Here is a 12,015-nt window from a genome sequence, read left to right on the forward strand (position 1 = left end):
CTCTCCAGTCGGGTCAGTAACGACCTGCTAGTCGGCAAGCCGCCGAGAGAATTTCACGCCCATGGATTTTCGTGGTGGATTGTTACCTGGCGGTTCATACAGGCATTCGTTCTTGTCGCTGTAAGCATGTCCACGAATCAGGCCATGGCGGTTCCATATCTTCACATGAGTGGGTGAGAGATGCAACGCATCCGCCATTTCGTCAAGCGTTAACAATCCAGCCTCCCTCAACCGATCATAGCGCGACTTGAGCCCGTAGCTACGTTGAAGTCGAGCAATCATATGAGGGTTAAAGCGCTTGCCGGCACCCGAGACGATACCTTGCTCATTAAGGATGGTCGCAATTTGCAGGTACGTATGGTGGTTAAGCAGTTCATCGATTTGAGCGACGACTTCTGCAGGGGTAACAATTTTCTGCCAGGATGACATTGGCAGAGGCAACTTGAGCGTCTTGTGGGCACCGCCTTTGAAACGAATCTGCATGGTGATTTGATGATCCCGATTCAAGGTCACATCTTCCAGAAGGAGTCGAATCATTCGCTTACGTTCGCGATCTGGCGTACGCGGGTCACGCCACAGATGCGGGAAGTCTGTGGCGAGTGCCAGAATGTTCGCACGCTGTTCGTCGGTAAGGATGCGCCTATCCTGTTCATGGCGACGTCCATATTCCTCATGTGCCTCAGCCAGGGAGCGCAATCTTTGATTCCAGTCCGCTTCAAGGGAATCGGCAACCAGTCGATTGTCAGGATCGACACGCATATAGCGGCGCTGAGCCAAATCGGCTTCATACTGGGCACGCTCGACTTGTTTGTGACGTAGTCGGTCTGCTTCTTCCATGCGTGCTTGAAGCTCGTGCTGCACCGCCAGCGTCACTTCGAGGGCCATCGGGTTGACTGCTTCAATGAGTAGCTCGCCGATGGCCTGGTCGATGCCAACCCCGCAGACACGTTGGCAAATGGGTTCAGCATGCTCAATGCCTTCGTGTTGACAAACATATTCCGGACATAGGTGCTCGTTGCGGCTATGGTAGCGAACCGTCATGCGCCCACCGCAGCGTCCACAGACTACCAATCCCTGCAGTAGCGCGGGACCTTCGCGTGGCGGACCGCGACGCCGATCTGAGCCTATCGCCTGTGCGCTTTCATGCAAGCGTCTCTGGTTCCATTCATACTCTTCCCACGTAATATATCCAGCGTGTGCATTAGGAATCAGCGTATCCCATTGATCTTGCGGCATGCGCTGCATATGGCTTGACCCATCCACTGTTTTGCGCATATGGGTGCGACCATAAACGAATGCGCCAGCGTATCTTGGGTTATGCAGGATGCGTAGTACCTGGCTGTGATCGAGACCGGTCCATAGCAATTCGCCTTTGTGAACTCCCTTGCCGCACCGACGCGGGAATGCCAATCCTTCTTGACGGGCAATTCTCGCCGTGGCCATCGCTGATCCGGTACGCCGGAACGTGCTGAACAGCCAACGTAGACAGTGCTGCACCTGTTGATCAGGGTCGAGGGTGATGGCACCTACGGCATTGTAAACAAGCCCGACGGGCGGACGCATCTCCAACTCTCCGCGCCTGGCCTTGCTCAGAATTCCCCCCTGCAATCGTGCCCTCAACACGTGCAGTTCCGCCTCGCTCATAGTCCCCTTCAGTCCCAGCAAGAGCCGATCATTGAAGTGGGCCGGATCATAAACGCCATCTTCATCAAGGATGAGCGTATCTGTAATTGCGCAGATCTCAAGAAGTCGATGCCAATCTGTGGAATTGCGCGCGAGACGTGATACCTCCAGCCCGAGCACGATCCCTGCATGTCCAACACCGACCTCGGCAACAAGGTGCTGGAAGCCTTCACGGTCCGCTGATGAAGCGCCTGATTGTCCAAGGTCATTGTCGATTACAATGATTCGGTCCTCAGGCCATCCTAAGGCGATAGCCCTCTGACGCAAAGCGTATTGACGCTTGGTGCTTTCCGTATTCTCAAACACTTGTCTCAACGTCGACTGGCGCACATAGAGATAGGCGTCACGCTTAAGGTGGCCGATCTGGACCTTTTGATGTGGGTCGCTGTTCATACTCTCAACTCCTGATGACCATAGAGGACCATGCCTGCCAAGATCATCGTTATATCTTGCCGCATTCCTGAAGGAAGCATCTCTTCATCACCCACAGGTTCTCGTGGGGGCGCTGGCAACTCAACAGGGCATTGAGTCCAAGTTTGCATCCAGATCCTCATCCCGCTACGTATCAAGACCGCAAGCCCCTGACCGCGGGATGTGCAGCGTGAACGTTCAAGGACCTGCCGACGCAAGTCTTCGTAACGCGAGATCAATGCATCGTTGCGAGATGCGCTGTCAGGCAATGACAGGGGAGAATTTATTACGGTTTTTTTTTGCGTAAGAACTGCCGTTCGATGCTGCGTGGATGTACCTGTACGCCGAAGGTCTTTTGTACCAGACTCGCTAATCGTTCGAAGCGAAGAGAGGGTTCGGCTATACGTGCCTGAACGAGGAATTCCATAATGGCTGACGTTAATTTGTGGCCGCCGCGCGGCCCAGGCTTCTGCGGAATCAGACCGGCCAACCCGCCTTGTGCAAAGGCCACTTGCGCTTGATAGAACGACGGTCGGGAGAAGCCAAATGCCTTGGCGGCTTCGCTGACCGGCCGCTTCTCGACGCTGACCAAACGTAGCATTTCGTACTTCACCTGCAACAGGTCGTGAGGATCGAAGAAATCGTTGCCTTGGAACAGCGCATGGGTAACAGCATCGGGATGGGGATTGAGGGTCGATTGTTGCTTCAATCCACGTCGTTTCTGTTCTTTGCCTCGGTCTGCAGCCATGGGCTTCTCCAGAGAAGATGAAGCGATACAGTGTAAAGTCAATTATGTCCCGGAATCGTTCAATGTCAACCTCGGACACTTTAGATTTACTAGCCTCTCGCTCGTAATGATAGTTGCATAGACGAAGACTAGCCCTTGGCCGACGTAACGCCATGGACGTAATTGCGTTATCACTTACGGCATAATCCAGTTTACACCCGAAGAACCGAATCATGACTTGCCTTCGTGGAGCAAACTCACCAGTTCCAGCAGTTCTTCGACGCGAAATGCAGCCCGACCAGCAGACACCATATTGAAAGGATCCTCGGCCACCAAGCTGGTCCACATAGCTGGGAGGGAGCGCAGATGACCGGTGGCGTCGTGAAACCAAGCCCGGTCTTCATGCCAGTTTTGCGCGTGAAGAACTAGCTCGAATTCCTGTGCGAAGAGGGGGTGATAGGGATGTGTTATCCGGAAACGCCGGATTTGATCCGGCTTAACAGGCGCAGTTGACTGCTTGTTCCAAGGCCCCCATGGAGAGCTTCTGGGGCAGCCTGAAAAATGAATTGACGCACCATCAGCGCTATCCGACTCGAGCCCATGCCAAGGCAGCCATTCGTGAGTACATCGAGAACTTTTACAACCGCCAGCGGCGTCATTCTCGCCTTGGCTATGTAGCACCGGCAGTGTTTGCAGATGCCTTCAGGTATATGCAAGCCGCCTGAAACATGAGTGTCCATTATTGACAGGACACCTCAGTCAATGCAAACCGCTTTTCTGAATTCATTCCAGTTCGTCTTTTGTCTCGTCCTGGCTCGCTTCGTGGCTCATTGCGGCCGCTGCCAAGCTAGTAGCTAGCTCCGGAAAAGCTTCCTTTCGTTCACTATACCGGCTAGTCAGGTAGTCCGAACGATCCCGCACAAGCAAGGTGAACTTGTAGAGTTCTTCCATGACGTCCACCAGGCGTTCGTAATAGGACGACGGCCTCATGCGCCCGTTATCGTCGAACTCCTGATACGCCTTGGCCACAGACGATTGGTTGGGTATGGTTACCATCCGCATCCACCGTCCCAGAACTCGCAACTGGTTAACCGCGTTGAAGGACTGCGAACCGCCGGAAACCTGCATAACGGCCAGTGTGCGCCCCTGTGTAGGCCGAATGCTTCCGATTTCCAAAGGCAGCCAATCGATTTGGGACTTGAATACGCCGGTCATCGCACCGTGGCGCTCCGGACTGCACCATACCTGCCCTTCGGACCACTCCGACAGCTTTCGAAGCTCCTGAACCTTAGGATGGTCCGCTGGACAGCTGTCAACCATAGGAAGTCCATAGGGGTCAAAAACTTTCGTTTCAGCGCCAAAATGCTGCAAAATCCGCTCCGCTTCCAAGGTGAGAAGGCGGCTGTAGGACTTTTCACGCTGTGAACCGTATAGCAGCAGGATGCGGGGCGGATGCGTAGATACCTGCGCGGCGTCGAGCTTCTCCTGCGTTGGGACGTCGAGATGTGGGGCACTGACGTTGGGGAGGTTGGAAAGGTCATCCATTTCCTTTGACCCTCCTGCCTTCAGCATCAATAACAGCTTCTCCGGCTTCCTTGTTGAAGGGACCTTTCTGCGGCAACGGAAGGATGTCGAGCACTGCCTCGGAGGGGCGGCAGAGACGTACGCCGGCCGGGGTTACGACAAAGGGCCGATTGATGAGAATCGGGTTGGCCAGCATCGCGTCCAGAAGTTGCTCCTCAGTCAGCAACGGGTTGTCAAGGCCGAGCTCAGCATAGGGCGTACCCTTTTCCCGGATTGCTTCCCGTACCGTCAACCCGGCTTGTGCAATCAGTTCCTTCAGTTCTTCCCGGCTTGGCGGGGTTTTCAAATACTCAATGATCTGCGGCTCGGCACCGGTATTCCGGATGAGCGCGAGGGTGTTACGAGACGTGCCGCAGCTAGGATTGTGGTAAATCTTGATGTCCATGGAATTATGCCTTTGCTTCGTACCAAGCTTGCGAGCGGTTGACGACACCAACGACTAGCAGCATTACAGGGACTTCGATGAGGACGCCGACAACCGTCGCCAAGGCGGCGCCAGACTGGAAACCGAACAAGCTGATAGCCGTAGCCACTGCCAGCTCGAAAAAGTTAGACGCTCCGATGAGACTGGACGGGCCAGCGACGCAATGTGCGACGCCCAACTTTCGGTTCAGGAGATACGCAAGACCCGAGTTGAAAAAAACCTGAATCAGGATGGGCACTGCCAAGATGGCGATGACCAGCGGCTGCTCGATAATGGCCTCCCCTTGGAAGGCAAACAGGAGCACAAGGGTCAGAAGCAGCGCCGAAATAGAGAACGGGCCGAGTTTCCCGACAGCGCGTTTTAAGTGACCCGGTCCCTTGGCTATGAGCGCCTTGCGAATAAGCTGGGCGAGAATGACGGGGACGATGATGTACAGTCCAACTGACGTAATCAACGTGTCCCATGGCACGGTGATAGAAGACAGACCAAGCAACAGCGCGACCAAGGGAGCGAACGCCACAATCATGATGGCGTCGTTGAGCGCGACCTGAGACAAGGTGAAATACGGGTCACCTTTGCAGAGTTGGCTCCAAACGAAAACCATTGCCGTGCACGGGGCGGCTGCAAGCAGGATGAGCCCTGCAATGTAGCTGTCCAGTTGGTCCGCTGGCAGCCATGCAGCAAATACGTGGCGGACGAATATCCATCCGAGTAATGCCATCGAAAACGGTTTTACCAGCCAGTTGATAGCGAGAGTTACGCCAATACCGCGCCAGTGTCCCTTCACCTGCGAAAGCGCGGCGAAGTCGATTTTGATAAGCATCGGAATAATCATCACCCAGATGAGTATTCCAACCGGAATATTCACTTGGGCGACCTCAAGCTGTGCGATTCCATGAAAGACTGAGGGAAATGCCTTGCCGAGGATGATGCCAGCTACGATGCAAAGCGCTACCCAGACGGTGAGGTAGCGTTCGAAGAATCCAATTGCCGGAGCAGCCCCGCCGGCAACTGCAGTAGTGTGAGTCGTTGTCATTTTTTTAAAGACTTTAATAGTGTCACGCCCCTCTCAAGGCGTGGCGGTATGGCGAATTTGTGCAGGAGTGACGGGCATATCACCAATCTTCTTGATTTCGCTTTGAATTGCATTCTTTTCGAGTGTCTTCAAGGGCAGGCTGACGAATGCATTCATGCGAGCCATGATTTGCTTGAAAATTTTCTCGAAGGCCTCCCGCTTTTCCTCATCCGAGCCTTCGACGGCCGCCGGGTCTTCAAAGCCCCAATGAGCCGTGGCAGGATGACCGGGCCAAATCGGGCATTCTTCCCCAGCAGCGTTGTCGCAAACCGTGATGATGAAATCCATGTGAGGTGCACCTGGTGCTGCGAACTCATCCCAGCTCTTGCTACGCAGGTTGTCGACTGGGTAACCGGTCTTTTTCACCTGTTCGATTGCAAACGGATTGACCTTGCCGCCGGGCTTGCTTCCAGCGCTGAAGCCTTGGAATCGCCCGTGCCCCATAGTAGTTACGAGTGCTTCTGCCATGATGGAACGTGCGGAGTTACCCGTGCAAAGAAACAGCACGTTGAAGGTTTTGTCGGTCATGATTTTCCCTAAGGTTTCTGATTGAGGCTCCGCCGCATGCAAACAGCCTGCGACGGACATAGGCTTGAAAATTCTGTTGTTTTCTGTAGTTCAGACGGCGCCTCGCGACGCTCGATGACTTTGTACCCTCGGCGAGCGAAGAACTCAGCGGCGGTTGTTGTGAGCAGGAACAGGGTTCCAACACCCGCCCGCCGAGCATGCTCCTCTATGGCGTCGACTAATTGTTTCCCAAGTCCAGTGAAACGGCTTTCCGGCCGTACGACGAGGGAGCGCAAGAGCGCATTTTCACCGTACCGCTCCAGCCCAACTATCCCAAGCACAGAACGGCCACCCACTGCGATTAGGAAATCACCGAGATGCTTCGCCGTGATGTCTTGGTATGGTAGGCCGGCGTCCTCAAGCAGAGAGAGAACGGCCGGCAGGTCTCCGGGCGTGGCGAGTCGAAGCGGAGTCATGGTTCAGCAGCAGGCGCTGGTCGTGCTTTTCTGGGTCGTGGGCACACAGCACGGTGCGTCTGCCGAGATCTTGATACTCGGTTTGGCTAGAGGGATGCAGCATGCTGAGGTGCCCGCAGCGGCCTCTGCTGGGGTGGCGGTCTTGTCCGGCTCACCGAAAACCGGAATGCTGTCGAGCGTATGGAAAGTCTCCCAAGCGATGCCTGACGGGTCATTCACCCAATATTTATCCGACTTGGCGTAGCAGCAAGCCACACCTTCTTCCTTCTCCACATCGGGCTGCAGAGCCCCGAGCCGGCACTGCATCTCACTGAGTTCGGCAGCCGACTCGACCTGTATGCCAAGATGGTTCAGGCCAGTCTGTGCGCCGCGCTGGGATATGGCGAAATTTACTCGAGGGTCGTCAAGCATCCACTTGGCGTAGTCGGTCTTCACCACGGTGGGCTCCGTGTAAAACATACCAGAGTAAAACTTGATGCTGTCGGCGAGATTGTCGACGGAGACGTGTACGTGCAGGCGTTTCATGAGCAAGCTCCTTCTTTGGAACAGTTGGAAACGGTGACAGGAGAACAGACATTCCCGCCGCAGCAGTTTTCGGTCAAAAACCCGAGCAAACCATTCATGGCTTCGAAGTTGGCCGCGTAGATAAGCGAGCGTCCTTCCCGAGTCTGCGTTACCAAGTCGGCATGCAGCAGCTCCTTCAAGTGGAAGGACAACAAGGACGGGGCAATGCCGACACCCTCAGCGATTTGCGCGGCGGCCAAGCCGCTCGGACCCGCCTGAACCAGCAGCCGGAAGACAGCCAAGCGGGTTTCTTGGGCAAGGGCTGCAAGTGCAGCGATAACGCTCTTCACCTCCATTTCAACTCCTGTTGAATCATTGAATTCAATAGTAGTTGAAGTATTTGCCGATATCAAGGGGAATTTGTGACTTTCTTGGAGCCAGTTGGTATTGCTCTGTTTCAACGCTACGTCAGTCATCAAAAGGGCAAAATAGGTCCGTGCTATATTCAAATACCCTTTGGAGAGTAGCCGGTTCCTCCCAGGAAGCGTTCGCATCAACATACTCGTTGGTCTTTACCCAACGTGGAGCGGACAACCGCAAGGTAGGCGTGACCAGCTTAACTAAAAAACGGCTTAAGCGACGTAATGCAATTGAACCGGTAATCGGACATATGAAGGCCGATGGTCGCCTTGGCCGCAACTTCCTCAAAGGTGTCACAGGTGATGCGATGAACGCCATGCCTAGTGCCGCTAGGCACAACCTGCGCAAAATCTTGCATCGGCTTGGCTCTTCCTTTCCATCAATTGATGCACCAGCCTAATGGCTCCATATTTTTCTGGGATGACTATTTAGCTTGTACGGATAAGAGCCCTAATTTCTATAACAAAGGCGAATCCATAGTTGATGTCGATGCATGTTAGTGTGTGCTCATATGTGCCATAGTGCGAATGACTGTTTTACAACGCTCAGTTAGACTCTATAGAAGGATTCAAGGAGCCATGACTTCAATTCCTGCCCTTGTCACAGTCATCGACGATGATTCTCAAGTACGCCGCGCGCTTCTTCGCGTACTGAAAATGTATGGCTATGTCACACAGGAATTCGTTTCAGCCGAGGACTATCTATCCACCAAACCGGAATTCACAGGCTGTCTGGTGCTGGATATTGATCTCGGGGGGATGTCCGGCATAGAACTTTATCGAACTATTTTGCAACGGGACGGACGGGCTCCACCAACGATATTCGTGACTGGCAAGGTGAGCGAGCCTATTGAAGTGGCTGTCCGCGCGCTCGGTGCCGTTGATTTCCTTGTCAAACCCGTGGATGGGCAAGAACTGGCCGATGCCGTTCGGCGCGCCACCATAAAATCGCCCGGATACAATCAATCCGCTTAGAGAGTGATCAGTATCTTTTTAGCAGGAGAGCGAGAAAGGCTAGGACGATAAACTGTGCACTCGCATGCAGTTTACGTTTGTAGCTCTTCCACAGCCTCCTGCACTTTTCTAGCTAGGCGAAGGACCTCTCGAATACCCAGCGTTGGGGAATCACCTCGAACTTGTGCAACTCATTGCGCTTGGCTACCTGTACGGTCGCATCGAGGATCTGACGTGTCATATCTTCAAACCGTTCGCCGGTGTAGGCGCCATTGACAAGCACCTGCTGTCCGTTTGTCGGGTTGTCGTCATGGGAGAGGAATATGAGCAAGGCTCCGTTGCGGTCATTGGCATCGGCAATGGTCACCGTTATGGCGTGTGGTAGCCCTTGTGTATCGACTACTGTATGTCGGATTCCCGATACCTTCTTGCAGGCGTCATAGCCTTTGTATCGGGCCGTATCGGTACTCTTGACGCTTTGTGCATCCACAATGCAAAAGCTCGTCAAGGGTGGCCGCCATTTCTCATGCGCTCTTGCTCCACCACATTTTTTTGACGCCTGATCAAGCAGGCTCATGTGACTGTCATCGGGAATGCGCGTCTAGGAATCGAAGTAGTAACGCACCGAGCTCGCTGGCGAAAAGTCGGATGGCAGAGCACGCCAAGTCGCCACTTTTTTAGGCAGGTATAGGATCGCGCAAAAGATGCCGTACAAGTTCGAACTGCCCCCTTGGATTGGTACCCTTGCGACTGCTTTGATACAAGGGACAAACGGTCAAACTGTTCACGACTGATATCGCTTGGATAATGCTTTCTGCTCATTCCGGATCAACGTCACCACAAACCCGCTCTGGACAGAAAAATATCGAACGTTCTAAGAACGACGGCCTTTCCTTGGCGAGCGGTGCCCACGGCAATAAACCAGGTGGCAATCTAGAGAATAAATGCATGGAATGCTTAAAGCGCAGTAATGAAGATGTACTACCGTCCTTGTACTAGCGAATGGATTATTGGGCAATCCCCTTCTTGATTTCCGGCATTACACTGGTTCACCAATTCTGACAGCACTTCCCGCATTTTCAGCAGGTCCGCAATCTTGTCGTTGATGACAGTCAATTTATGCACGGCCAAATCGTGCGTCTCCTTGCAACAGACCGCTTGGTTCAGTCGTAATAGGTTCTCGATTTCCTCCAACGTAAAGCCAAGCACTTGCGCGCGCTTGATGAACTGCAGCCGGCGCACATCTTCATCCGAATACCGCCGGTGTCCACCGAGGTGGTTTAACAGGTTCGGGCAATAGCCCACGGCGTTGATAATAGCGGACTGTCTCGACATTCACGTTGGATTGTTTGGCCATTTGCCCTATTGTCAACATTGCAATACTCCTATCTACATTTCGTGTCCAAAAATTGCTTGATTCCGTACCCAAGTACGGAACGTATACTATCCGCAACGTGAACAATCGGACTCCGGGATGGAAAAGTTAAACTCGAAGGTACCGCTTCTTGCGGGTGTGTTGGCGGCAATTGGCGCGTCGGTCTGCTGTGTCGGGCCGCTTGTGTTGCTGGCGCTGGGCATTGGTGGGGCGTGGGTCGGCAATCTGACTGCCCTAGATCCGTATCGCCCTATCTTTATCGGTGTCGCGCTTCTGGCCTTTGGTTTGGCCTATCGCCAGTTGTACCAGGTCCGCGGGGCATGCGCGCCAGGTGCTGCGTGCGCTACGCCAGCCATCGCGCAGCGTCAGCGCATCATCTTCTGGGTGGTAGTTGTACTGGCGCTTTGCCTCCTGCTGGTGCCCACAGTCGCCCCATTATTCTTGTAGAGGAAGTTTCATGCGCTTCATTATTAAACTCATCGTCGTCGCACTCTTACCCATCACCAGCGCCTTTGCGGCAACAGCTACCACAGCGCTTGAGTTGCAGAACATGACCTGCTCGCTGTGCAGCGTCACGATCAAGAAGGCGCTTGGCAATGTGCCGGGCGTCAAAGATGCCAAGGTTGATTACGGCACCAAGGTAGCAACTGTGACCTATGACACTGACAAGGCTACCATTGCCGATCTGATCAAGGCAACGTCCAATGCCGGGTTCCCCTCTACTCCTCTGAAGTGACTGGTATGACGACCGCTACACTTGAATCGACACTGACTTGCCCGTACTGCGACTTTGCCAAGCCGGAGACTATGCCAACGGATTCCTGCCAGTTCTACTACGAATGCAGCAACTGCAAGACCCTGTTGCGCCCGAAAGCCGGAGACTGCTGCGTGTATTGCTCTTATGGCTCGGTCAAGTGTCCGCCCATCCAGGAGCAGCGCGGCTGCTGCGGGTGACATAGCCAAAGGCTGCCGACGCGGGTACTCGATAAACCATCGAACGGAAAGGAAATGGTGCATGCCCAAGCAATATGACCTTGTCGTGATAGGAGCCGAGACAGCAGCCATGGTGGCGTCCATGCGGGTCCAGGCTGCCAAACCTGGGGGTTTACCCGTGCGCCTATTTGCCGCTCAAATCTGGATCCATCAGTAGATCAGGTTCTGCGCTGCACACCTTTATGCTGGCACCGCACAGAAACTATGGCTGTCAACGAAACCGATAGAAAGAGACAGACAGTAGTCCGATGGAGAGAACGATCATGCCAGGTGAGACGCTAGTTGGATAGCCTCATGCAAGAGCCTCGGACGAGCAGTGGGCCAAGCGGAACGACCCCAAGCTAAGGGCATCACTACATGAATCAGATTGGGTTCGATGACTTTGAAGTTATCCCTACTCCAGTGGAAAGTGCTCCCTTCGTTAGCATTGTTTAGTAGAAAGAAAAAAGCCGTGGCACGCCCTTGAACTTTGTAAAAAGGGACTAATCTACTTAATGTCTCCTCCCAACCTTCCGGTTGGACCTTATCGCCTGCGGCGAGCATTGCTCGCGGCGGGCCTTTTTGCATAGCATCGAATCTACCATTCATGTCCGCCCGCAGTGCAATGGTGTAGCCTGTTTGGCTGAACCGCAGTGCCTTCCTGAACGCGGTTGTCCGTGCTAAAGAATGCTTCCATCTACCTCATCGGGAAGAAATGCGGGCGACCTTCGCAACGTCTTCACTGTTTCGGAAATGAGGAATGCGTCCCTCGGTATGGGTACTGAGGCGATGCCGGAGACCGTGACCTGGTCCTGCACCCTTAGGTAGGCATGGGAGCTGTATTCCAGGAAGTAGATCTGCCCTCTCACAGGCGCCGAACACAGGACGACTGAAATCTCAGGCA

Annotated in this window: 16 protein-coding genes and 3 pseudogenes; 6 read left to right on the top strand and 13 right to left on the bottom strand. The window is 54.0% G+C overall.

All coding sequences use genetic code 11. The annotated features are described in order from the left end of the window. Positions 1-27: 27 nt before the first annotated feature. The 3 genes from RY831_RS02980 to RY831_RS33175 all read right to left on the bottom strand — a co-directional run bounded on the left by RY831_RS02980 (position 28) and on the right by RY831_RS33175 (position 3,433). Entirely contained in the window at positions 28-2,076 is a 2,049-nt protein-coding gene (locus RY831_RS02980; RefSeq protein WP_326504853.1) for a recombinase family protein, read from the bottom strand. 304 nt (positions 2,077-2,380) lie between these two features. Beyond that, positions 2,381-2,842, bottom strand: coding sequence for a helix-turn-helix domain-containing protein (locus tag RY831_RS02985; RefSeq protein ID WP_326504854.1), 462 nt, complete (start codon positions 2,840-2,842; stop codon positions 2,381-2,383). A gap of 210 nt (positions 2,843-3,052) precedes the next feature. Next, the gene (locus RY831_RS33175) at positions 3,053-3,433 is read right to left on the bottom strand and encodes a DUF5372 family protein (protein WP_367576082.1); all 381 of its coding nucleotides are present in this window, start codon (positions 3,431-3,433) and stop codon (positions 3,053-3,055) included. On the opposite strand from RY831_RS33175, the pseudogene RY831_RS02990 reads away from it, so the two are divergent. Further along, a pseudogene (locus RY831_RS02990) lies at positions 3,349-3,546 on the top strand (IS3 family transposase); the annotation flags it as partial. The gene RY831_RS33175 and the pseudogene RY831_RS02990 sit on opposite strands and share 85 nt — an antisense overlap. A gap of 58 nt (positions 3,547-3,604) precedes the next feature. Here the strand turns inward: RY831_RS02990 and arsH are convergent. From arsH to RY831_RS03020, 7 genes are read right to left on the bottom strand one after another with little or no spacing between them, the layout of a single operon-like run. Beyond that, positions 3,605-4,366: an arsenical resistance protein ArsH gene (gene arsH, locus RY831_RS02995; protein WP_326504855.1), complete on the bottom strand. Its 762-nt coding sequence runs from the start codon at positions 4,364-4,366 to the stop codon at positions 3,605-3,607. Further along, positions 4,359-4,790 (bottom strand): arsenate reductase (glutaredoxin), encoded by a 432-nt coding sequence (arsC, locus tag RY831_RS03000; RefSeq protein WP_326504856.1) that lies wholly within the window; start codon positions 4,788-4,790, stop codon positions 4,359-4,361. Before arsC ends, arsH begins: the two co-directional genes overlap by 8 nt. A 4-nt stretch (positions 4,791-4,794) precedes the next feature. Further along, positions 4,795-5,865 (bottom strand): ACR3 family arsenite efflux transporter, encoded by a 1,071-nt coding sequence (arsB, locus tag RY831_RS03005; RefSeq protein WP_326504857.1) that lies wholly within the window; start codon positions 5,863-5,865, stop codon positions 4,795-4,797. Between the two features lie 33 nt (positions 5,866-5,898). After that, positions 5,899-6,432, bottom strand: coding sequence for an arsenate reductase ArsC (locus RY831_RS03010; RefSeq protein WP_326504858.1), 534 nt, complete (start codon positions 6,430-6,432; stop codon positions 5,899-5,901). Positions 6,433-6,440: 8 nt separating this feature from the next. Further along, entirely contained in the window at positions 6,441-6,887 is a 447-nt protein-coding gene (gene arsN2 / locus RY831_RS33180; protein WP_367576076.1) for an arsenic resistance N-acetyltransferase ArsN2, read from the bottom strand. Between the two features lie 3 nt (positions 6,888-6,890). Further along, positions 6,891-7,412, bottom strand: coding sequence for an ArsI/CadI family heavy metal resistance metalloenzyme (locus RY831_RS03015; protein ID WP_326504859.1), 522 nt, complete (start codon positions 7,410-7,412; stop codon positions 6,891-6,893). Then, the gene (locus RY831_RS03020) at positions 7,409-7,747 is read right to left on the bottom strand and encodes an ArsR/SmtB family transcription factor (protein ID WP_326505176.1); all 339 of its coding nucleotides are present in this window, start codon (positions 7,745-7,747) and stop codon (positions 7,409-7,411) included. The genes RY831_RS03015 and RY831_RS03020 overlap by 4 nt, the downstream gene beginning before the upstream one ends. Positions 7,748-8,028: 281 nt before the next feature. On the opposite strand from RY831_RS03020, the pseudogene RY831_RS03025 reads away from it, so the two are divergent. Continuing rightward, positions 8,029-8,175, top strand: a pseudogene (locus tag RY831_RS03025) (IS5/IS1182 family transposase); the annotation flags it as partial. Between the two features lie 214 nt (positions 8,176-8,389). Further along, the gene (locus RY831_RS03030) at positions 8,390-8,785 is read left to right on the top strand and encodes a response regulator transcription factor (RefSeq protein ID WP_326504860.1); all 396 of its coding nucleotides are present in this window, start codon (positions 8,390-8,392) and stop codon (positions 8,783-8,785) included. A 7-nt stretch (positions 8,786-8,792) separates the two neighbouring features. Here the strand turns inward: RY831_RS03030 and RY831_RS03035 are convergent. The 3 genes and pseudogenes from RY831_RS03035 to RY831_RS33390 form a co-directional block, all read right to left on the bottom strand. Then, positions 8,793-9,586: pseudogene (locus RY831_RS03035) on the bottom strand (IS5 family transposase). Positions 9,587-9,745: 159 nt separating this feature from the next. Further along, positions 9,746-10,069, bottom strand: coding sequence for a MerR family DNA-binding protein (locus RY831_RS03040; protein ID WP_437126215.1), 324 nt, complete (start codon positions 10,067-10,069; stop codon positions 9,746-9,748). Further along, on the bottom strand, positions 10,011-10,139 hold the full coding sequence (locus RY831_RS33390) for a MerR family DNA-binding transcriptional regulator (RefSeq protein ID WP_437126206.1): 129 nt from the start codon (positions 10,137-10,139) through the stop codon (positions 10,011-10,013). Before RY831_RS33390 ends, RY831_RS03040 begins: the two co-directional genes overlap by 59 nt. A gap of 99 nt (positions 10,140-10,238) precedes the next feature. On the opposite strand from RY831_RS33390, the gene RY831_RS03045 reads away from it, so the two are divergent. The 3 genes from RY831_RS03045 to RY831_RS03055 are packed head-to-tail and all read left to right on the top strand — an operon-like array spanning position 10,239 to position 11,093. Further along, the gene (locus RY831_RS03045; protein WP_326504861.1) at positions 10,239-10,586 is read left to right on the top strand and encodes a mercuric transporter MerT family protein; all 348 of its coding nucleotides are present in this window, start codon (positions 10,239-10,241) and stop codon (positions 10,584-10,586) included. A 10-nt stretch (positions 10,587-10,596) separates the two neighbouring features. Further along, positions 10,597-10,875, top strand: coding sequence for a heavy-metal-associated domain-containing protein (locus tag RY831_RS03050; RefSeq protein WP_326504862.1), 279 nt, complete (start codon positions 10,597-10,599; stop codon positions 10,873-10,875). Between the two features lie 5 nt (positions 10,876-10,880). Further along, complete coding sequence (locus RY831_RS03055; RefSeq protein WP_326504863.1) at positions 10,881-11,093, top strand: GDCCVxC domain-containing (seleno)protein; 213 nt, start codon at positions 10,881-10,883, stop codon at positions 11,091-11,093. Positions 11,094-12,015 lie beyond the last annotated feature (922 nt).

The organism is Noviherbaspirillum album (genome assembly GCF_035916955.1).
GTDB lineage: Bacteria > Pseudomonadota > Gammaproteobacteria > Burkholderiales > Burkholderiaceae_D > Noviherbaspirillum > Noviherbaspirillum album.